This window comes from Lutimaribacter marinistellae, from assembly GCF_042648365.1.
In the GTDB taxonomy this organism is placed as follows: Bacteria; Pseudomonadota; Alphaproteobacteria; order Rhodobacterales; family Rhodobacteraceae; genus Lutimaribacter_A; species Lutimaribacter_A marinistellae.
Map to the genome: position 1 here is coordinate 35,938 of NZ_JBHRXI010000049.1, position 26,356 is coordinate 62,293.

Below are 26,356 nucleotides of genomic sequence, written 5' to 3' on the forward strand. Positions count from 1 at the left end.
GCGGAACTGCGAAAATACCTCTATAAAGGTCAGTAATTGTGACCCAATATGCCCATAAGCTGGGCAGCCAATCGACGTTGGGAGGCGTCCGATGAGCAAGCAGAAGATTTCCCTCACCGACCGTTACGACCTTGAGAAGAGTCCCGTCCTGCTGAACGGCACGCAGGCGCTTGTCCGGCTGATGCTGATGCAAAAGGCGCGCGACGAGGCGGCTGGGCTGAACACTGCGGGACTTGTAACCGGCTATCGTGGCTCTCCACTGGGGGCGGTGGACCTTCAGATGACGCGCGCGCAAAAATACCTGAGCGCAGCGGATGTCACGTTTCAGTACGGATTGAACGAAGATCTGGCCGCGACGGCGCTCTGGGGCTCTCAACAGGCGGGTTTGCGCGGCGACGGCAAGTATGACGGGGTATTCGGCCTTTGGTATGGCAAGGGACCGGGTGTCGACCGTTCGGGCGACGCCATCCGGCACGCAAACAATGCTGGCACCGCCCGGCACGGTGGGGTGCTGATGGCCATGGGGGATGACCATACCGGCGAAAGCTCGACAGTATTGCACCAGTCCGAATGGGCGCTGATGGATGCCTACCTGCCGATCGTAAGCCCGGCAGGCGTGCAGGAGATCCTTGATTACGGGATCTATGGTTTCGCGCTCTCGCGTTTCTCCGGCCTTTGGGTTGGCCTCAAGACGATGAAGGACACGATCGAGGTGACATCGGTCGTGGATGGCAGTGCTGACCGCATGCAACTGGTCGAGCCGAAATTCGATATGCCCGAAGGTGGGCTGAACATCCGCCTGATTGACGACCGTACCGCGCAGGAGGCGCGGATCATCGATCACAAACGTTATGCTGCAGAGGCGTTCAGCCGTGCCAACAAAATCGACAAGCGCGTTTGGGGCAAACCCGGTGCCAAGATCGGGTTCGTCGCGGCCGGCAAGAACTGGCTGGATCTTGTCCATGCTATGTCGTTGCTGAACATCGACGAAGCCGAGGCCGAACGACTGGGCATCACGACCTACAAGATCGGCCAGGTATTTCCGTTGGACATGCAGGGTTTCCACGACTGGGCCGAGGGGCTCGACCTGATCGTCATCGTCGAGGAAAAGCGCAAGCTGATCGAGGTTCAGGTCAAGGAAGCCATCTTTGACGACCGGCAGGGCCGCCGTGTCTATGGTTGGTACAAGGGCGGCGCGGGCGGTATGCACCGCGAAGAGCTTTTCCCGACCCGCGGCGCGCTGGACCCGATCATGATTGCCGAGAAACTTGGCGAGATCCTGATCGAAGAGGGCCGCGACACCGATGGGGTCAAGGCGGGCATAGCCGCCATTCAGGACGCCCGTCGCAACGACAACGCCACCGAGATCGCCGCGCGTCTGCCCTATTTCTGCTCTGGGTGCCCGCACAATACCGGGACCAAGATTCCCGAAGGTAGCCGCGCCTATGCTGGGATCGGCTGTCACTTCATGGTTCAGTGGATGGATCGCGAGACGACCGGCTTTACCCATATGGGTGCAGAGGGTGCGAACTGGATCGGCGAAGCCCCGTTTTCGACAACCAAGCATGTGTTCCAGAACCTCGGCGACGGGACGTACAACCACTCCGGCGTGCAGGCGATCCGCGCGGCACTCGCCGCGGGTACGAACATCACCTACAAGATCCTTTACAACGATGCCGTCGCCATGACGGGCGGTCAGGAGAACGAGGGCGGTCTGAGCCCCGAGCAGATCGTGGCCGAGTTGAAGGCCATGGGCGTAAAGGAACTGGCCGTTGTCTACGACGAAAAGGAAGACGTGAACTTTGCCGCGATGCCCAAAGGGGTGCCGACGCATGAGCGGGCAGAGTTGATGAACGTGCAGGAGCGCATGAGAGAGGTCGAGGGTGTGTCGGCCATCGTCTACATCCAGACATGTGCTGCCGAAAAACGTCGCCGTCGCAAGCGCGGTACGTTTCCCGATCCCGACAAGCGTGTCTTCATCAACACGGATGTCTGCGAGGGGTGCGGCGATTGCGGGGTGCAGTCGAACTGCGTCTCGATCGTTCCGAAAGAGACCGAACTGGGCCGCAAGCGCGCAATCGACCAATCCAGCTGCAACAAGGATTTCTCGTGCCTCAAGGGGTTCTGCCCGTCCTTTGTGACGCTGGAAGGGGCAAAGATCCGCAAGGGGCCGACCACCGACCTCGATCTGCCTCATCTGCCGATGCCCGAACTGCCGGCGATTGACGGCACGCATAACGTGGTGATCACGGGTGTTGGAGGCACCGGCGTCGTGACCATCGGGGCGGTTCTGGCGCAGGCTGCGCAGATTGACGGCAAGGGTGCGGGAATGATGGAAATGGCCGGCCTCGCCCAAAAGGGCGGCGCAGTTCATATCCATTGCCGGCTGGCCGAAAAGCCGGAGGATATCAGCGCGATCCGGGTCGCCACCGGGGAATGCGACGCACTGATCGGCGGCGATCTGGTTGTAAGCGCAGGGGCCAAGACCATCGGGTTGCTGCGCTCTGGCAGTTCCGGCGCCGTGGTGAACAGCCACGAGATCATTACCGGCGATTTCACCCGCAATACCGAGTTCCAGATCCCGACCGACCGGCTGTCGCTGGCGCTCGAGGCGCGGTTGAAAGACCGTCTGGACCTGTTCGATGCGTCCGAACTGGCGCGTGTCGCCATGGGCGATGCCATCTTTTCGAACATGATGGTGTTCGGTGGCGCGTGGCAGCGTGGCCTTCTTCCCATCAGCCACGATGCCATCGTGCAGGCGATCGAACTTAATGGCGCCGCCGTCGAAAAGAACTTGCGTGCCTTTGAGATCGGGCGTTGGGCCGTGCTGCATCCCGCCGAGGTCGAGAAGCTGCTGAAACCTGCGACCGTGGTCGAACTGCCCAAGACACCGGAGGATCGCATCGCGTTCCGCGAGAAGCACCTGACCGAGTACCAGGGCAAGCGGCTTGCCAAGCGCTATGCCAAGATGCTCGACGGGGTCGAGGACCGTGAGCTCAAAGAGGCGGTGGCGCTTGGCTATCACAAGTTGCTTGCCTACAAGGACGAGTACGAGGTCGCCCGCCTGCTGCTCAAGAGCCGTGACAAGGCTGCGGACGAATTCGATGGAGATCTGAAGATGACCTTTCATCTCGCTCCGCCGATGCTGGGCGGCAAAGGGCCGGACGGTCGGCCAAAAAAGCGTGAGTTCGGTGAATGGATGACCGGACCGATGCGCCTGCTTGCCGGTTTGAAGGGGCTGCGAGGCACGCCGCTGGATGTGTTCGGCTACACTGCCGAACGCCGTATGGAACGGGCGCTGATCAAGCAGTACGAGGCCGACATGGCCGAGATCCTGCCCAAGGTCACGCCCGCAACGCGTGACGTTGCAATCGCCCTTGCAAAACTGCCACTCGACATTCGGGGGTTCGGCCCGGTGAAGGCTGCAAACGAAGCGAAAGCTGCGAAGCGCCGCGAGGAACTGCTGGCAGCCTTCCGCCAAGGCGGTCCGGACCTGCGAAAGGCGGCTGAATAATAAATCGTCACGTCGTCGTCACATGTTCTATGCAACTGTATCATCCGCCCGTATTCAGGCGGGTGATTCTAGGAGAGAACAGGAATGCCGTCGCGCCACCACGTCGCTCGGGACATAAGCTATGCCCATTCGGCCGCCACCAAGGGCGGGCGGGCCATGATCCGGCTGATGGAAAACACCACCGGACGGATGCGATTGATAAAACGGGCGGACGGTTACGCGGACGAGGTTGCCGCAGGCCGTGATTTCTGGGAGGTGATGGTCGAGCGGTACGGCCTGTCGCTTGAAGTGGTCGGCGGGTCGCTGAGGTCTATACCGCAGGAACGCCCTGTCATCCTGATCGCGAACCATCCTTACGGTATATTGGACGGTTTGATGATGGGGCACATCCTTGCGCAGACGCGCGGCGATTTCCGCATTCTTGCTCATCGCGTGTTCCGCAAGGCGGAGGACCTGAACAGGATAATCCTGCCGATCTCGTTCGATGAAACGAAAGAGGCGCAGCGCCTGAATGTCGAAACCCGCAAGACGGCGCTGAACTACCTGAGCGAAGGGGGCGCGATCGGCATTTTCCCCGGCGGGACCGTCAGCACCGCCGCGAAACCGTTTTCCCATCCGATGGATCCCGGCTGGCGCGGGTTCACCGCAAGGATGGTCGCGAAGTCAGACGCCGTTGTGGTCCCCGTGTTCTTTTGCGGCCATACCACCCGGTTGTTCCATATCGCTAGTCACCTTCATTATACCTTGCGGATGGGCCTTTTGATCCGTGAATTCAAGAAACGCGTCGATGCGCCCGTCCAGGTCGTGATCGGCAAACCGATTGACCGCGACATTCTTGACCCGTTGTCCAAGGATTCGAAGCGGATGATGGATTTCCTGCGCAAAGCCACGTATGAGCTGTCTCCGACACCGCTGAAATCATATGATTACGGCTACGAGTTCGAGGACAGGCACCGCGCCTGAAAGGCAAATGGCAGTTGGCATTTTCGATTCCGGCCTGGGCGGTTTGACCGTTCTCGAGGCCGCCAGACAGCGTCTTCCCGATGTGCAGTTCCTGTATTTCGCCGATAGCGCGCACGCTCCATACGGCGTCCGCGATGCCGATGATATCTACCAGCTGACGAACCGGGCAGTGCATGAGCTCTGGTCGCGCGGTTGCAACCTCGTGATCCTGGCGTGCAACACGGCGAGTGCCGCGGCGCTGCGCAGGATCCAGGAAAACGGCGTTCCCGAGGGGCGGCGCGTACTGGGCGTGTTCGTTCCCCTCATCGAGGCGCTGACCGAGCGGGAATGGGGAGATAATTCGCCGCCACGGGAGGTCGAAACCAAGCATGTCGCTTTGTTCGCGACGCCCGCCACCGTGTCGAGCCGCGCATTTCAGCGCGAGCTCGCTTTCCGGGCCATCGGCGTCGATGTCGAAGCGCAAAGCTGTGGCGGTGTGGTCGATGCCATCGAGGAAGGTGACATGATCCTTGCCGAGGCTCTTGTGCGCAGCCATGTTGAGGCATTGAAACGCAAGATGCCGCATCCCGAGGCCGCGATTCTGGGCTGCACCCATTACCCGCTGATGCAGGACAGCTTTCAGCAGGCGCTTGGCGCAGATGTAAAGGTGTTCAGCCAGGCCAAGCTTGTTGCGGACAGTCTTGCCGATTATCTCTCGCGACATCCCGGTATGGAAGGTGAGGGTGAAAGCGGGTATCTCACAACGGGGGATCCCAACCGTGTGAGCGATCGCGCAACGCGGTTCCTCCGACGAGAGATCCGGTTTCAATCGGCCTGATCCGGCTGCCTTTTTTCCCTGCTGTACAATGACTTACGGCAACTTTCTGATGTTACTTTGAGAGGTCACGCATGACCCACAAGATCGCGATCCTTGGCGCCAGCGGATATACCGGCGCAGAACTTGTCCGGTTGATCGCTGGACACCCGAACATGGAAATCGTTGCACTTGCTGCCGAACGAAAGGCTGGCCAGAGCATGGCGGACGTGTTTCCGCATCTGCGCCACATGGACCTGCCGCGCCTGTGCCGTATCGACGAGATCGATTTCGGCTCGGTTGATCTGTGTTTTTGTGCCTTGCCGCACAAGACCAGCCAGGAGATCATCCGTGATCTTCCGAAAACGCTTAAGATCGTGGATCTTTCAGCCGATTTTCGGCTGCGGGATCCCGATGCCTATGAGACGTGGTACGGAAACCCTCACGTCGCGCTGGAGTGCCAGGAAGAGGCTGTATACGGCCTGACCGAGTTCTACCGTGAAGAGATTTGCGCAGCGCGGTTGGTGGCTGGCACAGGGTGCAATGCTGCTACGGGACAGTATGCATTGCGTCCTTTGATTGCGGCAGGAGTGATTGGTCTGGATGACATCATCCTCGACCTGAAGTGCGGGGTGTCGGGAGCAGGGCGCGCGCTAAAGGAAAACCTGCTGCATGCCGAGTTGTCAGAAGGAACGAATGCCTATGCCGTTGGCGGCACGCATCGGCATCTGGGAGAGTTCGACCAGGAGTTTTCGAAATTGGCGGGCCGGCCGGTCCGGGTTCAATTCACACCTCACCTGATACCGGTCAATCGTGGTATACTCGCCACCACCTACGTGAGCGGCAATGCGCAGGACATCCACGATACCTTGACTGCGGCCTATGCCGACGAAACCTTTGTCGAGGTGCTTCCATTCGGCCAAACACCGTCGACCCATCATGTGCGCGGTTCGAACTTTTGCCATATCGGTGTAACGGGTGATCGGATCGAGGGGCGCGCGATCGTGGTTGCCGCGCTGGATAATCTGACAAAAGGTAGCAGTGGCCAAGCATTGCAGAATGCGAATTTGATGTTAGGTGAGGAAGAGGTCACGGGCCTGATGATGGCCCCGTTATTCCCGTGAGGTAGCCATGAAGTCGCTCAAGAAAAAGCGCCGGATCCAAGTCATCGCGCTGGCTTCGGTCGCGCTTGTCGTTTCGACCGGTCTGATCGGCTACGCGATGCGGGACGGCATCAACTTCTTTCGGTCGCCCAGCCAGGTAATGGCTGAACCGCCGCAGCCTTCGGAAGTGTTCCGAATTGGCGGCCTAGTCGAGGAAGGGTCTATCATCCGCGGTCAGGGCGAGACTGTACAGTTCGTCGTGACGGATGGTGGCGCGAGTGTTCCCGTCAGTTACACGGGCGTGCTGCCTGATCTGTTTGCCGAGAACCAAGGTATGGTCGGCACGGGAAGTTACGTGAATGGTGTGTTTCAAGCCTCTGAAATACTTGCGAAACATGACGAGACTTACATGCCAAAAGAGGTCGTGGACGCGCTCAAGGAACAAGGCGTCTACAAGGAGCCCGGCGAAAGCTGACCTTCTTCTTACCTGAGGTTTGAGGGGGGTACTGGCGCAAATAGCGTTGCGCCATGTCGGTTCGCAGCGTCATCTGTCTGTTCAGCTTTCTCGCGCAGCAATCTTCGCATCGCTATGCGGAGGCTTTCATGCAGACAGTACGGCAAATCGCGCAAGAGATCGTGGCGCGAGAGGGCGGCTTCGTCGACGACCCTGACGATCCGGGCGGGGCCACCAAGTACGGGGTCACGATCCACACCATGCGTCGGTTGGGCCTTGATCTGACCGGCGACGGGATGGTTTCGGTACAGGACGTACGTGCGCTGACGCGCGAACAGGCGGTCGAGATATTCCTCGAACACTACTTTGAGCGCCCCCGCATTGGTGCCTTGCCGGCCGCACTTCAAGCATCGGTTTTCGACATGTACGTGAATGCGGGCGCTAACGCCGTGAAAATCCTGCAAAGGCTTCTTCGGTCCATGGGGTTCGACATGGCGGTCGATGGGGTAATCGGCCCGCGCACAATCTCGGCGACGGCCAAGGCGGCGGTGCCCGATGCAATGGCGCTGCGCGATGCTTATGGCGTTGCACGGAGAAACTACTATTTCCGCATCGCCGACCGGCGTCCGGCATCGCGCAAGTTCGCGCGCACCCGAATGGGCGGCAAGGGCGGTTGGATCAAGCGGGCCGAGGAGTTCCTGTCTCCACGCTATCATCTGAGCGCGGCAGAATTTCAGCGGAGGATTGCGGCATGGGTTTGATCCATCAGGCCGTCAACCTGCTCTTCGGCGGCGGGACGAACGTCGTCAAGGAGACGGCAGAGGTGTTCCGAGAAAACGCGGAAGCGGGGGCAGCACGTGCCGCCGGAATGCGGGAACAGGCGCTGGCGCAGCTTGCGTCCGAATTCGCAATGGCCCGCAAGGGTGGTTTCGATCGGTTCATGGATGGGCTCAACCGCCTTCCGCGTCCGGCTCTGGCATTGGGGACCCTTGCCCTCTTTGGGGCAGCAATGGTGGACCCGTTGTGGTTTGCCGAGCGAATGCAGGGTATTGCGCTGGTGCCCGAGCCTCTGTGGTGGCTTCTGGGGGTCATCGTGTCATTCTACTTCGGTGCGCGGCATCAGGCGAAGACACAAGACCTTCAGCGCGAGCTTGCGGCCACGCTGGCGCGCGCGCCTGATGTCATCGGGAACATAAACGGCTTGCGAAACATATCGCACGGATCGCCTCGGGCTGCTGATGCGGGCGACGATGCCGACGTCACGATTGATATACTCCGACCCGAGGCAAATGCCGCGCTGGAGGACTGGCGCAAGCTGAGACGCGCGTGAGCGGGTTTCCTCCCGCGACATTGTGACTGCGTGCCGAGGCCGAAACCCATTGGCCCCGGCGCGCGCCGGAATTATACCTTTGGGCATGGTTACTGAACTCGGTCACTTCGCCCTCATTCTTGCATTCATGGTCGCCATCGTGCAGGTGGTCGTCCCCTTGGTTGGCGCGCATAAACGGTGGCCCGGCTGGATGGCCGTGGCCGAGCCTGCCGCGAATGCGCAATTCCTGCTCACGGCGTTCTCCTTTGCCGCGCTTGTCTGGGCATTCGTCACATCGGATTTCTCACTTAGGCTGGTGGTGCTTAACAGCCACTCCGCGAAGCCGATGATCTACAAGATCAGCGGAACCTGGGGCAATCACGAAGGCTCCATGCTGCTCTGGGTTCTGATCGTGACATTGTTCGGTGCGATGGCTGCGTGGTTCGGTGGCAACCTGCCGCCAACACTGAAAGCCCGGGTTCTGGCGGTGCAATCGGCCATCGCGGTGGCCTTCTTTGCCTTCATCCTGTTTACGTCGAACCCGTTCCTGCGCCTCGCGGTCCCGCCTTTTGATGGACAGGATCTGAACCCGCTTTTGCAAGATCCCGGCCTCGCGCTTCACCCGCCGTTCCTTTACTTGGGATACGTGGGGCTCTCCATGGCGTTTTCCTTTGCCGTGGCAGCCCTCATCGAAGGCCGGGTGGACGCGGCATGGGGCCGTTGGGTGCGCCCGTGGACGCTTGCAGCATGGGTTTTCCTGACCATCGGGATCGCGTTGGGGTCATGGTGGGCTTATTATGAGCTTGGCTGGGGCGGGTTCTGGTTCTGGGATCCTGTGGAAAACGCGTCCTTCATGCCCTGGCTTCTGGCTGCCGCACTCCTGCATTCGGCAATCGTAGTGGAAAAGCGGGAAGCCCTGAAAAGCTGGACGATCCTGCTGGCGATTCTTGCCTTTGGATTCTCCCTGATCGGAACGTTCATCGTACGCTCAGGCCTGCTGACCAGCGTGCATGCATTTGCCAACGACCCGGAGCGGGGCGTTTTCATCCTGATGATCCTTGCCTTCTTTACTGGCGGTGCGCTGATCCTGTTCGCGGCGCGCGCACAGGCGATGGAAGCCAAAGGCGTGTTCGGTATGGTCAGCCGAGAGAGCGCGCTGGTTCTGAACAACATCCTGCTAGCCGTCTCGTGCTTCGTGGTTTTTGTCGGAACGCTTTGGCCCGTCGTGGCCGAGATGTTCTTTGATCGCAAACTTTCGGTGGGTCCTCCCTTCTTCAACGCGGCCTTTTCGCCTTTCATGGTTGCGCTTGGCCTCGCCCTGCCGTTGGGCTCGATGTTGCCGTGGAAACGCGGTCGGCTTGGGCGGGTGGCATGGTCCCTGCGTTACGTTTTCCTTCTATGCGTCGCCGCTGCGCTGCTGATTTGGGTGATGCAAACCGGGCGGAGCGCCCTTGGCCCGGTGGGCGTATTCCTTGGCGCTTGGATAACGGCAGGCGCGGCGATGGACCTGTGGGGCAGGACGGGCAGGGGCGGCAGCTTTGCACGTCTGATGCGTCTTCCCCGTGCCGATTGGGGCAAGGCGGTCGCGCATACCGGACTTGGCGTTACCATGTTTGCCGTTGCCGGGTTGACGGCCTGGCAAGTCGAAGACATCCGCGTCGCGCAGATCGACGAACCGTTCGAGGTTGGCAGTTTCACTCTTACACTCGAAGACGTACGGCGTGGCGAGGGCCCGAATTACCTGACAACGATGGGCATCGTGAACTTGCAGAAAAACGGTCGGGACCTTGCGGTGCTCACCCCGGAAAAACGAAACTATCCCGTAGCCCGCATGCCTACGACTGAAGCCTCGATCGATTATCGGATCATGCGTGACGTCTATGTGGTTATCGGCGATCGGCAAGATAACGGTGGCTGGACGATCCGCACCTACATAAAGCCCTTTGCGAACTGGATCTGGGCGGGGTGCATCTTGATGGCTCTCGGTGGTACGCTCAGCCTGTCGGACAGACGGTTCCGGGTCGCGGCCGGCGCACGTAAAGCGCCCACCGGAGGAGTGCCCGCGGAATGAAACGCCTGTTGCTGGTCTTGGTGTTGATGGCTGCACCGGTTTGGGCGGTTCAACCTGACGAGGTGCTCGAAGACCCGGCGCTGGAAGAGCGCGCCCGCGACCTCAGCCAGGGGTTACGCTGCCTTGTCTGCCGAAACGAGAGTATCGACGAAAGTAATGCCGAACTGGCACGGGATCTGCGGCTTCTGGTTCGTGAACGTCTGGTTGCCGGGGACAGCGACGACGAAGTGATCGAGTTCGTGGTGGACCGGTATGGCGAATACGTTCTGCTGCGGCCCACCGTGACCGGGGCGAACTGGTTGCTCTGGCTGGCCGGACCCGCAATGCTGGTGCTGGCTGGCGGAGTCGGATTTGCTTTCCTGAGGTCGCGCTCCAAAGGTGTTGCACCGCAGGAGGCTGCGCTGAGTGACGAAGAACAGGCCCGCCTGAGGCGCATTCTCGAGGAGTGACGCGCGGTCCCTCTTTCTTCGATCCCGGGCTTGGGCCAGTCTGCGCCAAACTCATCCGAAGCGAGGCGCGAAATGGAATACGATACGATCACGCTCGAATTTAAGGACGGTTTGGCGGTTCTGACACTGAACAGGCCGGACAAGATGAACGCGCTGACCGGGCGGATGCGGGCAGAAATCACCCACGCCATGCAGGACGCAGCCAACAAGGCGCGTGCTGTCGTTCTGACCGGGGCAGGTGCTGCTTTCTGTACGGGACAGGATTTGGGTGACGGTGCGGCCGGTGGCAAAATCGACCTCGAACGAACTTTGCGTGATGAATACGAGCCGATGCTGGCTGCGATTTATGATTGCCCGGTTCCGACGATCGCCGCGGTCAACGGCCCTGCTGCCGGGGCAGGGGCCAATCTCGCGCTTTGCGCCGATGTCGTGATCGCCACCGAAAGTGCCTATTTTCTTCAGGCATTTGCCAGGATCGGTCTCTTGCCGGACGCCGGTGGCACGTGGTTCATGCCGCGTAACATGGGCCTTGCAAAGGCCATGGGGGCGGCCCTGTTCGCGGACAAGATTTCGGCCCGTCAGGCCGATGAATGGGGAATGATCTGGGAAGCAGTAGACGACGCGGAGTTCGAGGCGCATTGGCGCAAGCGCGCATCGTACCTTGCGGCAGGGCCGACCGAGGGCTTTCGCGCCATCAAGAAGGCAATTCGCGGCAGCTTTGACCAGACCCTGACCGAACAGTTGTCAACGGAGGCCCATTTGCAAGGCGAGTGCGGCGAGACGCGGGATTTCCGTGAGGGCGTTTTGGCCTTTCTCGAAAAGCGCCCGGCCTCTTTCGAAGGCCGTTGATCCCGAAAGGCGCGCGCAGTGGTGTGCGCGCCGGCTTGGGTTTTCGAGCGGATCAGCCTCTGCGTCGGCCCCGACGGCCGCGCCGCTCCGACACTGGTTGATCCTCGCCGGTTCCGTCGCTTGCTGACGTAAAAGGCCCGATCGCGTTGGTGATCTGGTCCAGCGTCGGGCGTTCGCCGCGCTCGGTCGTGTCGAGCGCTTCACGCATCTTGCGCAGATGGCCGGGCATTGTTCCACAGCATCCGCCGATGACGCTTGCGCCTGAATCGCGGGCCATCCGGGCATAGATTCCCATCAATTCGGGCGTGCCATCGTAATGGATATGGCCGTCGACATATTTGGGAATGCCGGCATTGCCCTTGGAGATGATCGGCCGCTCCGTTCCCTGTGCGACAAAGCCCAGAACGGTTCGCAGGATATCCGAGGCGCCGGTACCGCAATTTGCGCCGAAGGCCAGCGGCGGGTTGGGAAGATCCTCGACCAGTTGTGCAAGATCAGCCGATGTCACGCCCATCATGGTCCGGCCTGCGGTGTCAAAGCTCATGGTCCCGCACCAGGGCATGTCAGCCAGCGCGAATGCCTCGGCCGCGGCGCGAAATTCCTCGGGGGCCGAGATGGTTTCGAGCCACAATACGTCGACACCCCCCTCCTTCAATCCGTCGGCTTGCTCATGGAACATCTCGACGGCAAGGGAATGGCTGAGCGCGCCGACCGGTTCCATGATTTCCCCGGTCGGACCGACGGAGCCTGCGACAACGATCTTGCGCGCGGTCTTGTCCGCGACCTCGCGGCCGAGTTCGGCGCCGACGAGATTGAGTTCGCGCACGCGGTTTTGCGCGTCGTGGAGCTTGAGCCGTGCGGCAGTGCCGCCGAAAGTGTTCGTCAGGAACAGATCGCTGCCCGCGTCGACGGAGCCTTGGTAGAGCGCGATGATCTTTTCTGGAGCGTCTGTGTTCCACAACTCTGGCGCATCGCCTGATTGCAGGCCCATCTGGAACAGGTTGGTTCCTGTCGCGCCATCGGCAAGAAGAACACCAAGCTTCTCGAGCTGTTCGGAAAAGGCGTTTGTCATGGCTGTCATCCCGTCGTCGGGCCCGCTTGCAGCAGGCCAGAAAGTCAGACGCCCCGTCTGACATGGACGGGGCGTCAAAGCAAATTCGTTCCGCTCATGATTACCATGAGCCGGATTGCGTGATCAGTCGATCTCGGACATGATCTGGGCCTTGGCTTGGGGCAGTAGCTCGGCCATCTTGGCGCGGATCGTGTCGGCGTCGGCCAGTCCGTTCAGATCGCCTTCTACCTTGCGCACGACGTCTTCGTGCCCTGCTTCCTCGAAATCGGCCAGAACGACGGTTTTGGCGTATTCCTTGGCTTCCTCTTCGGATTTGCCCATCAGGCCGGCGGCCCAGAGACCCAGCAGCTTGTTGCAGCGCGCCTGCGCCTTGAACTGCATCTCCTCATCATGGGCGAACTTGGCCTCGAAAGCATTTTCGCGATCGTCGAAGGTGGTCATGTCGGGACCTCGTTGCTGTCATGTCGTCGTTAGAACCGGTATGGCCTCGGCGCACGCGAGGCGCAAGAGGATATGATGCGGCAAAGCGGCCCGGATGGCCGGGTTCGGTGAGTTGGCCAGCTTGCGGCAATGGGGCGCTTGCACTAAGAGGGCGCGATATGAGCGGGACTCATGGTCCCTGATGATCCGGAAAGGACGACAATGGCGCGTCGCAAGAAAATTTACGAAGGCAAGGCCAAGATCCTGTACGAAGGACCCGAGCCGGGCACGATCGTCCAGTATTTCAAGGACGACGCCACCGCCTTCAATGCCGAGAAGAAGGACGTGATCGAAGGCAAGGGCGTTTTGAACAACCGTCTGAGCGAATTCTTCATGTCCGGTCTGAACCAGATCGGTGTGCCGACGCATTTCATCCGCAGGCTCAACATGCGGGAGCAACTGGTAAAGAGCTGCGAGATTGTACCGCTCGAGATCATCGTGCGCAATTTTGCGGCTGGTTCTATGTCCAAGAGACTGGGCATTGAAGAAGGGACCCAGCTACCGCGCCCCGTCATCGAGTATTGCTATAAGGATGATGCGCTTGGCGATCCGCTGGTAAGCGAAGAGCATATCGCGGCGTTCGGATGGGCCAGCCAGCAGGACATGGATGATATCGTAAGCCTGGCCTTGCGGGTTAACGATTTTCTGTCCGGCGTGATGCTTGCCGTCGGAATCCGGCTGATCGATTTCAAGATCGAGGTCGGCCGGATCTACGAAGGCGATTTCCAGCGACTGGTCGTGGCAGACGAAATCAGCCCAGACAGCTGCCGTCTGTGGGACATCGAATCCGGCCGCAAGCTGGACAAGGACGTGTTCCGCCGTGACCTCGGCAACCTGACGGACGCCTATTCCGAGGTTGCACGGCGCCTCGGCGTCATGCCGAAAAGCCCGGCGGCCAAGCCCACTCTCATCAACTGAGCGCGGGCGTATTTCGAGAACACCAACGATCTGACACCCCATCGCGGGGACAAGGCTGAAGGACGAGGCGACATGAAGGCAAGGGTTCACGTGATGCTCAAGACCGGGGTGCTCGACCCCCAGGGCGAAGCAGTCCGCCACGCGTTGGGTGCGATGGGTTTCGACAAGGTCGAGGGCGTTCGGCAAGGCAAGGTGATCGACCTAGAACTTGCAGAGGGCACGACAGAGGCCGAGGTCGCCGAAATGTGCGAAAAGCTATTGGCCAACACGGTCATCGAGCGCTACGAAATCGACCTGGACTGACGAAATGCGCGCAGCCCGTCTGACCGCTTGGCGCGAGCCGCTCGAGATTGGCCAGGTTGCCGATCCGACCCCGCCCGAAGGTGGTGTCGTGTTGCGGGTACTTGCTTGCGGCGTTTGCCGTTCGGACTGGCATGCCTGGACCGGTTCCGATCCGGACGTCGTTTTGCCGATGATTCCCGGGCACGAATTCTGCGGCGAGGTTGTTGCGACCGGAGCGGGCGTGGCGCGATGGAAGACGGGCGATCGGGTGATCGCGCCTTTCATCCTCGCATGCGGGCGGTGCGGCTATTGCGCCGAGGGGCATCAGACGGCCTGCGACAACCAGGTTGTACCCGGCTTTACCTGCGACGGGGCGTTTGCGGAATATATCGCGGTGGCGCATGCCGACACCAACCTGACGCAGCTGCCCGAGACGATGCCGGCGGAAATCGCTGCCGCACTTGGATGCCGCGTGACCACCTCCTGGCAGGCATTGGTCGGACGTGCGCAGTTGAAGCCCGGTGAATGGCTTGCCGTGTTCGGAGGGGGCGGTGTCGGAATTTCGACGCTCTTGCTCGGGCGTGCTCTGGGTGCGCGGGTGGTGGTGGTCGATGTCGTCGAAGAAAAGCTGGCTTTTGCAAGGACGCTCGGGGCGGACGCGGTTGTCAACGCTGCAGACGCGAATGCCGTTGAAGCCATTCGCGAGGTGACCGGCGGCGGTGCCGATGTATCGGTAGAGGCGCTCGGGATCGAGGTCACGACCGTTGCCGCCATGCGCAGCCTTCGCAAGCTTGGCCGAATGGTACAGATCGGCATGCCGGCAGGTGAACATAGCGCGATGACCTTGCCGATGGATGCACTCTATTCCGGGCAGCTGACATTGCAGGGAACGCGCGGAATGCCCAGCTGGCGCTATCCGTCACTCATTTCCTTGATCGAAGGGGGGCATGTCGACTTGTCCCCGTTGGTCACGCGCAGGATTGCCTTGTCGCAAGCCAGCGATGAGCTTGCGGCCTTTGATCGTCCGGCACCGCCGGGTGTCGCCGTCATCACCGATTTCGCCAGCTAGAAGGGATTTTCCACATGCGTGCCGCAGTAATCGTTTTTCCGGGTTCCAATTGTGATCGAGACCTTGCGGTTGCGTTCGAACGCGAGGGTTTCTCGGTCGACATGGTCTGGCACAAGGATGCCTCCCTGCCAGACGGAGTGGACATCGTGGGCGTTCCGGGCGGGTTCTCCTATGGGGATTATCTGCGCTGCGGCGCGATTGCAGCGCAATCGCCGATCTGCCAGGCCGTGAAAGCCCACACCGAGCGCGGCGGATATGCCATCGGAATTTGCAATGGCTTCCAAGTTCTGACCGAAACCGGAATCTTGCCCGGCGCGCTGTTGCGGAATGCAGGGCTCAAATACATCTGCCGTACCGTGCCGCTGGTCGTCCGGACGACTGATAGCGCCTTTACCGCGGGCTACGGCAAGGGGGATGAGATCATGATCCCAATCGCGCATCATGACGGCAACTACTTCGCGGATGACGATTCGATCTCGCGTTTGCAGGGCGAGGACCGGATCGCCTTTACCTATGGGGATAATCCGAACGGGTCACGTGCCGACATAGCGGGGATCCTGTCTGACAACCGTCGCGTCCTTGGCATGATGCCGCACCCCGAACGGGCGGCGGACGAAGGCCATGGCGGCACCGACGGAACGGCGCTCTTCCGCGCATTGGGTGGGGTCTTCGCGACCGCGTGACTTGAGGTCGCGCCGCGCGGCCCGTAGCTTGGTCACATGAGTTCCAAGCGTTCACAAGGCAGCAAGCCAGCCCTTGCCTGGCCGCGATCCGGCCCGATCACCTGGCGTGTCCGGGCTGCGCTTGGCGTGTTCCTGCTGGTGGCCGTTGCCACGATCTGGATATCGAACAACTTCCTGACCAATCGGTTCACGGAAAGCACGCGCAACCGTGCCGAATTGCGGCTTGCGCTCTATTCCGGAAACCTGATCAGCGAGCTTCAGCGAAACTCCATTGTTCCGCAATTGCTGGCGCGCGACCCCACGCTGATCGCGGCACTTCAGTCGAGCGATTTCACGATGTCGACCCAGCGGTTGATATCCTTCGTCGAAGAGATCGGTGCAGCCTCATTGATGCTGTTGGACCGGGACGGTCGGGTTGTTGCCGCAACCGACAGGAACCGGCTTGGTGAACAACACCGCAGCGACGCCTATTTCGTCGAGCCGCTGCGATCGAATTCAACAGTGTTTTCGGTCATTCCGCGCGAGGCCGGCGGCTATAGCTTTACCTACGCGCGTCGGTTGGAGCAGGGCGCCGAGGTGCTTGGCGTCATCGTCGTGGAGGTCGGGCTTCAGAAGTTCGAAAGAGCCTGGGCAGGCATTTCGGATGCGGTCATGGTGACGGACAGCACCGGAACCATCGTTCTTGCCACCGAACCGCGCTGGCGGGGATTGAACGAACAGGAAGCGCTGCGTCGTCAACCTCCCCAAGGGGCCATCCAGCGTGCGATCAGGGCCACGGCCGATTGGACGGCGCTGCCTGCGGATGCGTATCTGCAGGGCGAGGCGGTGATGCGGATGCAGACACGCATTCCGTTCCGCGGTTGGACGATGACGTCTTTCACCACCTATGCTTCGATTCGCGAGCGTGTGAACGGCGTCCTCGCGCTGGAGATCATGGGCTTTGCCATCCTGCTTTCGCTGGCCTTTTACGCGCTCAGTCGAAAAACCGCTTTGCGCATGGCGCTGTTTCAGCGCGAGTCGGCAGAGCTTCGCGCGTTGAACACGCGCTTGCAGCGGGAAATCGCCGAGCGTGAACGGGTTCAGAAAACGCTGGAAGTGGCCGAACAGACGCTGGCGCAAAGCTCGAAACTCGCCGCATTGGGCGAGATGTCAGCGGCGGTCAGTCATGAACTGAACCAGCCTCTTGCAGCGATGAAAACCTATCTCGCCGGTGCGCGGCTTTTGCTGAGACGCAACCGGCCCGAGGAGGCGCTGGCCAGCTTTGGCCGGATTGACGACCTGATCGAGCGGATGGGGGCGATCACACGACAGTTGAAGTCTTACGCTCGCAAGGGCGCCGATGCGTTTTCCCCTGTAAACATGGGGGATGCGCTTGCGGCATCATTGTCGATGATGGAGCCGCAGCTGCGCCAGAGACATGTGAAGATCACCCAGATCCTTCCTGACCAGTCCGTGCGTGTGATGGGCGACCGGATGAGGATCGAGCAGGTGATGGTGAACCTCTTGCGCAATGCTCTGGACGCTACCAAATCTGTTGCTGATCCCGAGGTCGAGATCATCCTGGCGGTTGGGGAGACCGCCGTTCTGACCGTGCGTGACAATGGGCACGGCATCGAGGATATCGAGAGCCTGTTCGAGCCGTTCTACACGACCAAGCAACCCGGAGATGGCGTTGGTCTGGGGCTTGCGATCTCATCGGGGATCGTGAACGACCATGGCGGACGTCTGATCGCACGCAACGGTCAGCATGGCGGCGCCGTTTTCGAGATGCAGCTGCCGATACTTGAAGAAGATGGCGTAAGAGCCGCTGAATGACGAGGAAATGCTATGGCACAGGCCATGAAGATCGCGATCGTTGACGACGAGCAGGACATGCGCCAGTCGATCAGCCAATGGCTGGCCCTGTCCGGTTACGACACCGAGACATTCTCAAGCGCGGAGGAAGCGCTCAAGGTGCTGGGCCCGGATTACCCCGGTATCGTGATTTCTGATATCCGCATGCCTGGTATGGATGGAATGCAATTCCTGAAAAAGCTGATGGGATCGGACAGCACGCTGCCGGTGATCATGATCACAGGGCATGGCGATGTGCCGATGGCTGTCGAGGCGATGCGCGTCGGCGCTTTCGATTTTCTCGAAAAGCCTTTCAATCCCGACAGGATGTCCGAACTTGCCAAACGCGCCAGCAACCATCGGCGGCTCACCCTGGATAACCGCGCATTGCGCCGCGAACTGTCCGGCGGCACCCAGATCATGAACAAACTGATCGGCGCCAGTCCGGTGATGGAGCGGCTCCGAGAGGATATTCTCGATCTTGGACAGGCTGACGGTCATGTCCTGATCGACGGAGAAACCGGCACGGGCAAAACGCTGGTAGCGCACGCCCTGCATGCGGTCGGCAGCCGCGCAGGCAAGAAATTCGTTCTGGTTTCGTGCGCCGCTCTTGAGGAGGACGCCCTGTCCAAGCGTCTCTTCGGCCCGATGATGCCGGAGGATGCGCAGCTTCCGGCTATTGAGGAGGCTCGTGGAGGAACGCTGGTCCTTGAGGATATCGAGTCGCTGAGTGACACTTTGCAGGCACGCTTGCTGAACGTGATGAACGAACAGGGTACTCCGGCCGAAACGCGTATCGTCGCAATCTCGAACCTCCAGGAAGCAGGCAAAACGAGCGAAGACGTTTTGCGCCCTGACCTTTTTTATCGCCTCGCGGCCCTGCGCATCACGATGCCGCCGCTTCGCCAGCGTGGTGAGGATATCCTGACGTTGTTCACGCGCCTGTCCGAGCAATTCGCTGATGAGTACGGCTGCGACGCGCCGCAGGTGAGCGCGCAAGAAGCGGCGCAACTGTTGCAGGCGCCGTGGCCCGGCAATGTCCGGCAACTCATCAACGTGGCTGAGCGCGCGGTGCTGCAATCCCGGCGTGGGTCGGGGACCATAGCCTCGCTTCTCATGTCGGATCACGAGGAAATGCAACCGGTCGTGACGACCGAGGGCAAGCCGCTGAAAGAATATGTCGAGGCGTTTGAACGGATGCTGATCGACAACACGATGCGACGGCACAAGGGCTCGATTGCCGCCGTGATGGACGAGCTTTGTCTGCCGCGTCGCACACTGAACGAAAAGATGGCAAAATACGGGTTGCAGCGGGCCGACTACCTGTAATCCGGGGACCGGGCGCCTTGATGCCCGGTCGAATTTTTCGCCATTGTCTTTTCCTCACGTCTCCCCTTAAGGTGTAGGAACGGTCGGCCGCCCAGAGTGGCTGGGCCGGTTATTCTGAGATTCGCTGCCTGCCGGATGCCACGAAGGCAAGAGGCAAGCAGACCGATTGTGCCCCAAGGGGCTATGAGTGCCTTCGCCCGGCTCCCCGGGTGAAAGGAAAAAATGGGCGGGTAACGCAGGCAGATGCCTCGGCCCGTCGGAGAAGAACCGCGATGACGCGCGCGCGACGATTGAATGAAAGAGCAGGGGGCGGCATGACGACCACGCCCTGCGGTGCGCCGTCCGAGATCGCCCTGACAAGACACCTCCCCAGACGCGCCAGGCCTCCCGGTCGGGCGCGCCGCGCGCGTTTGGCGCGGTGCAACAAGGACATATGGCAAAGAAAATGCTCATTGACGCCACCCACGCGGAAGAGACCCGCGTCGTGGTGGTGGACGGAAACAAGGTCGAAGAGTTCGATTTCGAATCCGAGAACAAGCGTCAACTCGCAGGAAACATCTACCTCGCAAAGGTAACCCGCGTCGAACCTTCGCTGCAGGCGGCATTCGTGGACTACGGCGGGAACCGACACGGGTTCTTGGCCTTTTCCGAAATCCATCCGGACTACTATCAGATCCCGGTTGCCGACCGTGAGGCGCTGATGGAAGAAGAGCGCGCCTATGCCGAGGCGATGAAGGCGCGCGACGAAGACGAGGACGAGAAGCCCAAGCGCCGCTCGCGCGGACGTTCGCGCACCAAGGCCGCCGAGGCACAGTCACAGGATGCCGTCGAAACCCGCGAAGTATCGGACGAGATCCGCGGGATGGAAACCATCGATCTCGCCGAGGATGAAACCGACGAAGCTGAGGTGCCCGAAGGCAGTTCGCCGATGGAACGCGTCGCCGAGACCCCGGTCGAGGAACCGGAGGACCACTCTGCTGAAGCGAGCGCGGAGGATGCGACCACTGTCGAAGCGGAGGCCGATAGCGCCGAAGCTGAGGGTCAGGCCGGTAACGAGCCGTCGGACGGCGACGAGGCGGCAACCCGCGAAGTTACCGCTGACAACGAGGATGCTGCTGACGGCGACGAAAACGGTGACGACGATCACCGGGATGCCGCCGCCAAGGATGACAGTATCGAGTCCGTCGCGGATGACGACGATAGCGAGGATATTCGTCCCCCGCGCAAGCCGCGCCCGCGCCGTTACAAGATTCAGGAAGTGATCAAGGTCCGCCAGGTCCTTCTGGTTCAGGTCGTCAAGGAGGAGCGCGGCAACAAGGGTGCAGCTCTTACCACTTACCTTTCGCTGGCTGGCCGTTATTGCGTGCTCATGCCAAACACCGCGCGCGGTGGCGGCATCTCACGCAAGATCACCAATGCGGCCGACCGTAAGAAACTCAAGGATATCGCGGCCGAGATCGACCTGCCAAAGGGCGCGGGGTTGATCATTCGGACTGCGGGAGCCAAGCGAACGAAATCCGAGATCAAGCGTGACTACGAGTATCTGCAGCGGCTTTGGGAACAGATCCGGGAATTGACGTTGCGCTCGATCGCGCCGGCGAAAATCTATGAAGAGGGCGACCTCATCAAACGTTCGATCCGTGACCTTTACAACCGCGAGATCGATGAAGTTTTGGTCGAGGGCGATGCCGGGTATCGCATCGCCAAGGACTTCATGAAGATGATCATGCCGTCGCACGCCAAGAACGTGAAGCGGTATGAAGACGCTCTGCCACTCTTTGCGCGCTATCAGGTGGAAAGCTACCTGAACTCGATGTTCAACCCGACCGTACAATTGAAGTCGGGCGGTTACATCGTGATCGGCGTGACCGAGGCACTGGTGGCAATCGACGTGAACTCGGGCCGTGCCACCAAGGAAGGCTCCATCGAGGAAACGGCGCTCAAGACGAACCTCGAAGCCGCCGACGAAATTGCACGGCAACTGCGTCTGCGCGATCTTGCGGGTCTTATCGTGATCGATTTCATCGACATGGATGAGCGCAAGAACAATGCCGCCGTCGAAAAGCGCGTCAAGGAACGGCTCAAGACGGATCGGGCACGTATTCAGGTCGGGCGAATCTCGGGCTTTGGCCTCATGGAAATGAGCCGTCAGAGGCTGCGCCCCGGCATGATCGAGGCGACGACGCAGCCATGCCCATCCTGTCACGGAACCGGCCTTATCCGTTCCGACGACAACATGGCCCTGTCGATCTTGCGCCAGATCGAGGAGGAGGGCACACGCCGCCGGTCCCGCGAGGTGCTGATCCGCTGCCCCGTGACCATCGCAAATTACCTGATGAACCAGAAACGCGAGCATATCGCTCAGATCGAGGCACGTTACGGTCTGTCGGTCCGGATCGAGGGCGACATTCACCTCGTCAGTCCCGACTTTTCGATGGAGAAGTTCAAGACGGCCAGCCGTTCTGTGCCCGAGGCGACCGCACCAGTCGTTTCGGTCGATACATCGTTGATGGACCAAATCGACGCCGACGAAGAAGCACAGCCTGTAGAGGAAGCGCCCGAACCAGCTGCCGAGGACGATAGCAAGCCAAAGCGCAAGCGCCGCCGCCGCCGCAAGAAAAAGAACGGCAATGGCGGAAATGCAGACAATTCCGGAGCGCAGGAAGATCAGGCGTCCGAGGGCGATGACAAACCTTCGGACAGGACCGAAGGCCAAGCTGCGGACGAAACTGCAAAAGATGCTGCTTCGGACGAGGGTGGCGAGGCTGGTTCCGAAGAGGAAAAGCCCAAACGCCGTCGCGCGCCGCGTCGTCGCAAAAGCAAGACGACCGAAGCTGAACCCGGCAAAGGGACCGACGAAGTGACTGCGCCCGCTGATGAAGCCATTGCGGAGGTGCGCGAGGACACCGTTGAACCCGCTGAAACCGCACCGACCGAAGTTGCCGAGACTGCACCTGCGGTGGACCCTGTCGCTCCCGAGCAGGGTGCGGAGGAAGCCGGAGATAACGGTCTCGCCGAGGCCGAGCCTGTCGAGGCGGTGCCTGCGGATGCCGAACCCGCCCAGCCCCTCCCGGACCCGGAGATCCCGGCTGAAGTTGCTGAGGCGTCGCCTGAAACGGAAATTGAAGCACCGGAGATTCCGGCCGAGATACCTGTCGTGGAAGAGGCCGACAGTTCGCCCGCAGAGACGGTTGCAGCCGAAACAGAGGTGACCGAGGCAGTGGCTGAACCAGTCGCAGAAGTATCGGCCGAGCCTGAGAAACCGGCGAATGAACCGGAGAAACCGGCCAAGCCCAAGCGGCGTGGCTGGTGGTCGCTGGGAAGCTGACTTTGAAAGGGCGGGCCAAACGGTCCGCCCTTTTCTTATCGGCCTTTGCGGATCACGTAGACTTGGTGCGCGCCGTCATGATCCTGCGACAGGAGTTCATGCCCGGCTTCGGTGCAGAAATGCGGCACGTCGACGACTGCGGCGGGGTCATCGGCCAAAAGGGTAAGTGTCGCACCGACCGGCAGAGACTTGAGGCGTTTTCGAGCCTTGAGGACTGGCAGGGGGCAAAGCAACCCCAATGCGTCCAACGTATCATCAACGGTTTTCATGACCGAGACCTAGGCAGGTCGGCAGGGTCTGTCCAGATCGGAAAATGCATACCGGCACGCGGATGTGACTGCGCTGCCTCGTGACCTTGGCAGCGCGATGGCCTATGTGCAGGGCATGTTCGGAATCGATATCATCGACGCGGGATTGCTGCCCGCCATGACCGTGGCGCTGATGGCCGGGATCATCAGCTTTCTCAGTCCCTGTGTTCTGCCTATCGTGCCACCATATCTCGCCTATATGAGCGGCGTTACCATTGGCGAGATACAGGGTACGAATACAGCAAGACGAAAGGCGGTCGTGTCGGCGCTGTTCTTTGTGTTGGGGCTGTCGACCGTGTTCCTGTTCCTCGGATTCACGGCCTCCGCCTTCGGGGCGTTTTTCTTGCAGAACCAAGTCCTGTTCGCCCGGATTGCCGGGGCGGTGGTGATTGTTTTCGGCCTGCACTTCTTGGGAGTGTTCCGTATCCCGATCCTTGACCGTGAAGCGCGGATGCAGACCGGCGAGGCAAGCGGCTCGGCCTTCGGTGCCTATGTTCTGGGACTGGCTTTTGCCTTTGGATGGACGCCCTGCATCGGGCCGCAATTGGGGGCAATCCTGTCGCTGGCCGCGTCAGAGGCTTCGGTAGCCCGTGGAACGGTGTTGTTGGGCGTTTACGCGGCAGGTCTGGGGATACCATTCTTGCTTGCTGCGATGTTCCTGGGCCGGTCGATGGCCGTGATGAACCGGCTCAAACCTCATATGGGCGCGATTGAAAAGGCGATGGGTGCTTTGCTTCTTGTGGTCGGCGTGATGCTGGTGACCGGGCTTTTCACCACTTTCTCTTTCTGGCTGCTCGAGACCTTCCCCGCTCTGGCCGTTCTGGGGTGAGCCGCCGCTTTGAGGTCTTAAACCCGCCCGATTGCTGGTCTAGGCTTGTGTTCAGAGGGTCGGAACATGAGCAACAGCGAAACGGTGAAGACGGTGAAACGGCGCCGGGTATTCTACATACCCGGCTATGATCCGTTTCATCCACGCCGGTACCGCGAACTCTATCGCAAGGAAGCGGCCGCGCAGGCCGCGATCTCGGGATATGAGATCGCCCTGACGCCCAAGACGACCAAGGGACCTTACGGCTGGCACGTCACCTCGGTTCAGGATGATCATCAGGTCGAAAGCGATATCGAAGTGTTGGTCTGGTCCGACCTGGTCCGCGACAGCATGTCGAACTCCATCCCGGCAACCTATCTGCAACTCGCGCGCACCGCTTGGATCTATATCGGTTCAGGGGCCCTTTTTCGTCTGATGCGGCTGCGCAAGGGGCCCGTGATCGCAGCCCTTTATCCGGTGGCCATGCTCCTGGCCCAGCTTGCGCTTGCCATTCTGGCCTTCTGGCTCTGCCTGCAGGTCGCCGGTTTGGCCAGCACCATATTGACGGAGTTCGGTGCAACTCTGGTCGGCGCGATTGGTGGCGCGGTCGCGGCTGTATTTGTCCTGCGGTGGTTCCGCGCGCGCGATGGCAAGTTCTTTGCCTATTACCTGATGCACGACTATGCGCACACGGCGCAGAACAGGGGCGCGATACCCAACGATCTGCGTGAACGCCTGGAGAGCTTTGGCGACGCTATCGCTGGTGCTTTGCAAGATCCGGTGGACGAAGTGCTCGTGGTTGGCCACAGTTCCGGGGCGCATCTTGGCGTATCGGTACTGGCCGAGCTGGTCCGTGCAGGCAGGGTGCCCGCAGGGGGACCCGCTTTGTCCTTTCTGACACTTGGTCAGGTCGTTCCAATGGTGTCGTTTCTGCCGGATGCGCACGAACTCCGCGCGGATCTGCGGGATTTGTGTCAGTCTGATCTGCTGACATGGCTTGATGTCACGGCACCCGGAGATGGCTGTGCCTTTGCTCTGTGCGATCCGGTTTCGGTCAGCGGTGTTGCCCCAGAAGGGAAACGCTGGCCCCTCGTCATCTCGGCGGCGTTTACACAGACGTTGTCGCCCGAGACCTGGCAGACCCTTCGCTGGCGTTTTTTTCGCCTGCATTTTCAGTACCTTTGTGCCTTCGACAAGCCGGGCGACTATGATTACTTCCGCATTACGGCCGGCCCCTTGACCCTTGGGGAGCGGTTCTACGGTCGCGCGCCCTCGAAATCTCGGATCGAAAAGGCCGTCTCGCGGTTCACGAGCGTGGCTGCAGCATGATCCCACCGAAACCGAAGGCACGGCCTGACAGGGTATCGCTCTGGCGTTACATGAAGCTATTTCGTCAGGACCTTCTGTCGGCGCAGCCGGCCCGCCTTTACCGGGCGTGGATGGCCGAGTTCCGTACGCCTTTCTTTCGATCCTACCTTGTGAACCAGCCCTCGCTGGTCGAAACGGTTCTGAAGGAAAGACCCGACGATTTTCCAAAGTCGGGCCGGATATCCGAGGGCCTGAAGCCGCTTCTTGGCAACTCCGTCTTTCTGACCAATGGTGAGACCTGGAAACGGCAGCGGCGCATAATTGACCCCGCTTTTGAAGGCGGCCGGTTGCGAGACACCTTTCCCGCCATGCGCGCCGCTGCCGAGGCCGCCGTTGAACGCTTGAGAGTTCATGTCGGCGAAATGGTCGAGATTGAGGCGCAAACAAGCCACGCAGCGGCCGACGTTATTTTCCGCACGTTGTTCTCGATTCCCATTGAACATGAGATTGCTACACGGGTCTTCGATCGCTTCCGTGCCTATCAGCGCGAGCAGCCAATTCTCAATCTGGCAGCATTCGTGCCGTTGCCTGCGTGGATGCCGCGATTTCATTCGCGAAGGACGCGCGCAAATGCGGCAGAGATCCGCGGTTTGATTACGCAACTGACGGCCGCTCGCATGGCCCAGATCGAAGAAGGGACCGCACCTGACGATCTTGCAACCAAGATCATGACCACTGCAGATCCGCTGACGGGAGAGACTTTTGACACCGAAGAGATGGTCGACCAGGTCGCGATCTTCTTTCTTGCCGGACATGAAACAAGTGCCTCGGCGCTTGCCTGGACGTTGTACCTGATGGCGCTGTTCCCCGAATGGCAAGACCGCGTGGCAGAAGAGGCTGATGCGCTCGAGGGCGCAGGGTTTTCGGTCATGTCCAGCCTGAGGATAAGCCGCGATGTCTTTCGCGAGGCGCTGCGTCTTTACCCTCCGGTGCCGATGATGGTGCGTGAGGCTTCGTGTCCCGAGAGATTCCGCGACCGTGATGTCCCGAAGAAGTCACAGATCGTGTTAAGCCCATGGCATCTGCACAGGCACGAAAGGCTATGGGAAAACCCCGACGATTTCGATCCTGCGCGATGGCAAACCGAAAACGGGCGCAAGTGTGGGCGCGAGGCCTATTTGCCATTTTCGGCAGGCCCGCGTGTCTGTACAGGGGCTGGCTTTGCCATGGTGGAGGGGCCTCTTATCCTCTCGATGCTCTTGCGTCACTTCCGCTTCGAACGCGTCGAAGGACGCGAACCCGTTCCTGTAGCGCATCTCACGGTGCGGGCGGCGGACGGTATCTGGCTGCGCGTTCTTGAGCGCTAACAAACTACCATCGTCCAAGGGCTTGCTGTATGCGGAGGGGCGAACGGAATCAATTCATGGGATAGT

The 26,356-nt window shown here is 60.5% G+C and carries 23 protein-coding genes; 20 read left to right on the forward strand and 3 right to left on the reverse strand.

The annotated features are described in order from the left end of the window. Nucleotides 1-91: 91 nt before the first annotated feature. The 10 genes from ACFORG_RS21500 (at nt 92) to ACFORG_RS21545 (ending at nt 11,505) form a co-directional block, all read left to right on the forward strand. A complete protein-coding gene (locus tag ACFORG_RS21500; RefSeq protein WP_386737640.1) occupies nt 92-3,514 on the forward strand; it encodes an indolepyruvate ferredoxin oxidoreductase family protein in 3,423 nt (1,140 codons plus the stop codon). An 84-nt stretch (nt 3,515-3,598) separates the two neighbouring features. Then, on the forward strand, nt 3,599-4,477 hold the full coding sequence (locus ACFORG_RS21505; RefSeq protein ID WP_386737641.1) for a lysophospholipid acyltransferase family protein: 879 nt from the start codon (nt 3,599-3,601) through the stop codon (nt 4,475-4,477). Nucleotides 4,478-4,484: 7 nt separating this feature from the next. Beyond that, nucleotides 4,485-5,294: a glutamate racemase gene (locus ACFORG_RS21510; protein ID WP_386737642.1), complete on the forward strand. Its 810-nt coding sequence runs from the start codon at nt 4,485-4,487 to the stop codon at nt 5,292-5,294. 71 nt (nt 5,295-5,365) lie between these two features. After that, nucleotides 5,366-6,394, forward strand: a complete 1,029-nt coding sequence (argC, locus tag ACFORG_RS21515; RefSeq protein ID WP_386737643.1) for an N-acetyl-gamma-glutamyl-phosphate reductase — start codon at nt 5,366-5,368, stop codon at nt 6,392-6,394. A gap of 7 nt (nt 6,395-6,401) precedes the next feature. Then, nucleotides 6,402-6,848, forward strand: a complete 447-nt coding sequence (gene ccmE / locus ACFORG_RS21520; RefSeq protein ID WP_386737644.1) for a cytochrome c maturation protein CcmE — start codon at nt 6,402-6,404, stop codon at nt 6,846-6,848. Nucleotides 6,849-6,976: 128 nt separating this feature from the next. After that, on the forward strand, nt 6,977-7,588 hold the full coding sequence (locus ACFORG_RS21525; protein WP_386737645.1) for a holin-associated N-acetylmuramidase: 612 nt from the start codon (nt 6,977-6,979) through the stop codon (nt 7,586-7,588). Then, nucleotides 7,579-8,157, forward strand: a complete 579-nt coding sequence (locus ACFORG_RS21530) for a holin family protein (protein ID WP_386737646.1) — start codon at nt 7,579-7,581, stop codon at nt 8,155-8,157. Before ACFORG_RS21525 ends, ACFORG_RS21530 begins: the two co-directional genes overlap by 10 nt. An 85-nt stretch (nt 8,158-8,242) precedes the next feature. Further along, complete coding sequence (locus tag ACFORG_RS21535; protein WP_386737647.1) at nt 8,243-10,207, forward strand: heme lyase CcmF/NrfE family subunit; 1,965 nt, start codon at nt 8,243-8,245, stop codon at nt 10,205-10,207. Further along, entirely contained in the window at nt 10,204-10,656 is a 453-nt protein-coding gene (locus tag ACFORG_RS21540) for a cytochrome c-type biogenesis protein (RefSeq protein WP_386737648.1), read from the forward strand. Before ACFORG_RS21535 ends, ACFORG_RS21540 begins: the two co-directional genes overlap by 4 nt. Nucleotides 10,657-10,728: 72 nt before the next feature. Further along, nucleotides 10,729-11,505: an enoyl-CoA hydratase-related protein gene (locus ACFORG_RS21545; RefSeq protein WP_386737649.1), complete on the forward strand. Its 777-nt coding sequence runs from the start codon at nt 10,729-10,731 to the stop codon at nt 11,503-11,505. Nucleotides 11,506-11,557: 52 nt separating this feature from the next. Here the strand turns inward: ACFORG_RS21545 and bmt are convergent, their stop codons facing one another. Together bmt and ACFORG_RS21555 are read right to left on the reverse strand one after the other, a co-directional pair. Beyond that, nucleotides 11,558-12,577, reverse strand: a complete 1,020-nt coding sequence (gene bmt / locus ACFORG_RS21550) for a betaine--homocysteine S-methyltransferase (protein WP_386737651.1) — start codon at nt 12,575-12,577, stop codon at nt 11,558-11,560. A gap of 123 nt (nt 12,578-12,700) precedes the next feature. Further along, nucleotides 12,701-13,018, reverse strand: a complete 318-nt coding sequence (locus ACFORG_RS21555; RefSeq protein ID WP_386737653.1) for a DUF1476 domain-containing protein — start codon at nt 13,016-13,018, stop codon at nt 12,701-12,703. A gap of 201 nt (nt 13,019-13,219) precedes the next feature. On the opposite strand from ACFORG_RS21555, the gene purC reads away from it, so the two are divergent. The 7 genes from purC (at nt 13,220) to ACFORG_RS21590 (ending at nt 22,499) form a co-directional block, all read left to right on the forward strand. Next, on the forward strand, nt 13,220-13,975 hold the full coding sequence (gene purC / locus ACFORG_RS21560; RefSeq protein ID WP_386737654.1) for a phosphoribosylaminoimidazolesuccinocarboxamide synthase: 756 nt from the start codon (nt 13,220-13,222) through the stop codon (nt 13,973-13,975). Between the two features lie 72 nt (nt 13,976-14,047). Continuing rightward, nucleotides 14,048-14,278, forward strand: a complete 231-nt coding sequence (gene purS / locus ACFORG_RS21565) for a phosphoribosylformylglycinamidine synthase subunit PurS (protein WP_386737655.1) — start codon at nt 14,048-14,050, stop codon at nt 14,276-14,278. A 4-nt stretch (nt 14,279-14,282) separates the two neighbouring features. Beyond that, on the forward strand, nt 14,283-15,326 hold the full coding sequence (locus ACFORG_RS21570; protein ID WP_386737656.1) for a zinc-dependent alcohol dehydrogenase family protein: 1,044 nt from the start codon (nt 14,283-14,285) through the stop codon (nt 15,324-15,326). Nucleotides 15,327-15,340: 14 nt separating this feature from the next. Then, nucleotides 15,341-16,009, forward strand: coding sequence for a phosphoribosylformylglycinamidine synthase subunit PurQ (purQ, locus tag ACFORG_RS21575; RefSeq protein ID WP_386737657.1), 669 nt, complete (start codon nt 15,341-15,343; stop codon nt 16,007-16,009). Nucleotides 16,010-16,045: 36 nt separating this feature from the next. After that, nucleotides 16,046-17,824, forward strand: coding sequence for a sensor histidine kinase (locus tag ACFORG_RS21580; RefSeq protein WP_386737658.1), 1,779 nt, complete (start codon nt 16,046-16,048; stop codon nt 17,822-17,824). 12 nt (nt 17,825-17,836) lie between these two features. Further along, nucleotides 17,837-19,171: a sigma-54-dependent transcriptional regulator gene (locus ACFORG_RS21585; protein WP_386737659.1), complete on the forward strand. Its 1,335-nt coding sequence runs from the start codon at nt 17,837-17,839 to the stop codon at nt 19,169-19,171. A 433-nt stretch (nt 19,172-19,604) separates the two neighbouring features. Continuing rightward, on the forward strand, nt 19,605-22,499 hold the full coding sequence (locus ACFORG_RS21590; RefSeq protein WP_386737660.1) for an Rne/Rng family ribonuclease: 2,895 nt from the start codon (nt 19,605-19,607) through the stop codon (nt 22,497-22,499). A gap of 35 nt (nt 22,500-22,534) precedes the next feature. Here the strand turns inward: ACFORG_RS21590 and ACFORG_RS21595 are convergent, their stop codons facing one another. Then, entirely contained in the window at nt 22,535-22,768 is a 234-nt protein-coding gene (locus tag ACFORG_RS21595) for a sulfurtransferase TusA family protein (RefSeq protein WP_386737661.1), read from the reverse strand. 115 nt (nt 22,769-22,883) lie between these two features. Here ACFORG_RS21595 and ACFORG_RS21600 point away from each other — a divergent pair, with 115 nt between their 5' ends. The 3 genes from ACFORG_RS21600 (at nt 22,884) to ACFORG_RS21610 (ending at nt 26,290) form a co-directional block, all read left to right on the forward strand. Then, nucleotides 22,884-23,636, forward strand: a complete 753-nt coding sequence (locus ACFORG_RS21600; RefSeq protein WP_386738078.1) for a cytochrome c biogenesis CcdA family protein — start codon at nt 22,884-22,886, stop codon at nt 23,634-23,636. Between the two features lie 66 nt (nt 23,637-23,702). After that, entirely contained in the window at nt 23,703-24,944 is a 1,242-nt protein-coding gene (locus ACFORG_RS21605) for a hypothetical protein (protein ID WP_386737662.1), read from the forward strand. After that, entirely contained in the window at nt 24,941-26,290 is a 1,350-nt protein-coding gene (locus tag ACFORG_RS21610) for a cytochrome P450 (RefSeq protein ID WP_386737663.1), read from the forward strand. The genes ACFORG_RS21605 and ACFORG_RS21610 overlap by 4 nt, the downstream gene beginning before the upstream one ends. The last annotated feature ends 66 nt before the right edge of the window (nt 26,291-26,356 follow it).

What these genes read in the sequence shown, in the direction of transcription:
- ACFORG_RS21595 (WP_386737661.1), bottom strand. Translation starts at nt 22,768, where the DNA reads ATGAAAACCGTTGATGATACGTTGGACGCATTGGGGTTGCTTTGCCCC.
- ACFORG_RS21510 (WP_386737642.1), top strand. Translation starts at nt 4,485, where the DNA reads ATGGCAGTTGGCATTTTCGATTCCGGCCTGGGCGGTTTGACCGTTCTC.
- ccmE (WP_386737644.1), top strand. Translation starts at nt 6,402, where the DNA reads ATGAAGTCGCTCAAGAAAAAGCGCCGGATCCAAGTCATCGCGCTGGCT.
- ACFORG_RS21535 (WP_386737647.1), top strand. Translation starts at nt 8,243, where the DNA reads ATGGTTACTGAACTCGGTCACTTCGCCCTCATTCTTGCATTCATGGTC.
- purS (WP_386737655.1), top strand. Translation starts at nt 14,048, where the DNA reads ATGAAGGCAAGGGTTCACGTGATGCTCAAGACCGGGGTGCTCGACCCC.
- ACFORG_RS21605 (WP_386737662.1), top strand. Translation starts at nt 23,703, where the DNA reads ATGAGCAACAGCGAAACGGTGAAGACGGTGAAACGGCGCCGGGTATTC.
- ACFORG_RS21525 (WP_386737645.1), top strand. Translation starts at nt 6,977, where the DNA reads ATGCAGACAGTACGGCAAATCGCGCAAGAGATCGTGGCGCGAGAGGGC.
- ACFORG_RS21555 (WP_386737653.1), bottom strand. Translation starts at nt 13,018, where the DNA reads ATGACCACCTTCGACGATCGCGAAAATGCTTTCGAGGCCAAGTTCGCC.
- bmt (WP_386737651.1), bottom strand. Translation starts at nt 12,577, where the DNA reads ATGACAAACGCCTTTTCCGAACAGCTCGAGAAGCTTGGTGTTCTTCTT.
- argC (WP_386737643.1), top strand. Translation starts at nt 5,366, where the DNA reads ATGACCCACAAGATCGCGATCCTTGGCGCCAGCGGATATACCGGCGCA.
- ACFORG_RS21610 (WP_386737663.1), top strand. Translation starts at nt 24,941, where the DNA reads ATGATCCCACCGAAACCGAAGGCACGGCCTGACAGGGTATCGCTCTGG.
- purC (WP_386737654.1), top strand. Translation starts at nt 13,220, where the DNA reads ATGGCGCGTCGCAAGAAAATTTACGAAGGCAAGGCCAAGATCCTGTAC.
- ACFORG_RS21540 (WP_386737648.1), top strand. Translation starts at nt 10,204, where the DNA reads ATGAAACGCCTGTTGCTGGTCTTGGTGTTGATGGCTGCACCGGTTTGG.
- ACFORG_RS21600 (WP_386738078.1), top strand. Translation starts at nt 22,884, where the DNA reads ATGTTCGGAATCGATATCATCGACGCGGGATTGCTGCCCGCCATGACC.
- ACFORG_RS21545 (WP_386737649.1), top strand. Translation starts at nt 10,729, where the DNA reads ATGGAATACGATACGATCACGCTCGAATTTAAGGACGGTTTGGCGGTT.
- ACFORG_RS21570 (WP_386737656.1), top strand. Translation starts at nt 14,283, where the DNA reads ATGCGCGCAGCCCGTCTGACCGCTTGGCGCGAGCCGCTCGAGATTGGC.
- ACFORG_RS21590 (WP_386737660.1), top strand. Translation starts at nt 19,605, where the DNA reads ATGGCAAAGAAAATGCTCATTGACGCCACCCACGCGGAAGAGACCCGC.
- ACFORG_RS21585 (WP_386737659.1), top strand. Translation starts at nt 17,837, where the DNA reads ATGGCACAGGCCATGAAGATCGCGATCGTTGACGACGAGCAGGACATG.
- ACFORG_RS21500 (WP_386737640.1), top strand. Translation starts at nt 92, where the DNA reads ATGAGCAAGCAGAAGATTTCCCTCACCGACCGTTACGACCTTGAGAAG.
- purQ (WP_386737657.1), top strand. Translation starts at nt 15,341, where the DNA reads ATGCGTGCCGCAGTAATCGTTTTTCCGGGTTCCAATTGTGATCGAGAC.
- ACFORG_RS21505 (WP_386737641.1), top strand. Translation starts at nt 3,599, where the DNA reads ATGCCGTCGCGCCACCACGTCGCTCGGGACATAAGCTATGCCCATTCG.
- ACFORG_RS21580 (WP_386737658.1), top strand. Translation starts at nt 16,046, where the DNA reads ATGAGTTCCAAGCGTTCACAAGGCAGCAAGCCAGCCCTTGCCTGGCCG.
- ACFORG_RS21530 (WP_386737646.1), top strand. Translation starts at nt 7,579, where the DNA reads ATGGGTTTGATCCATCAGGCCGTCAACCTGCTCTTCGGCGGCGGGACG.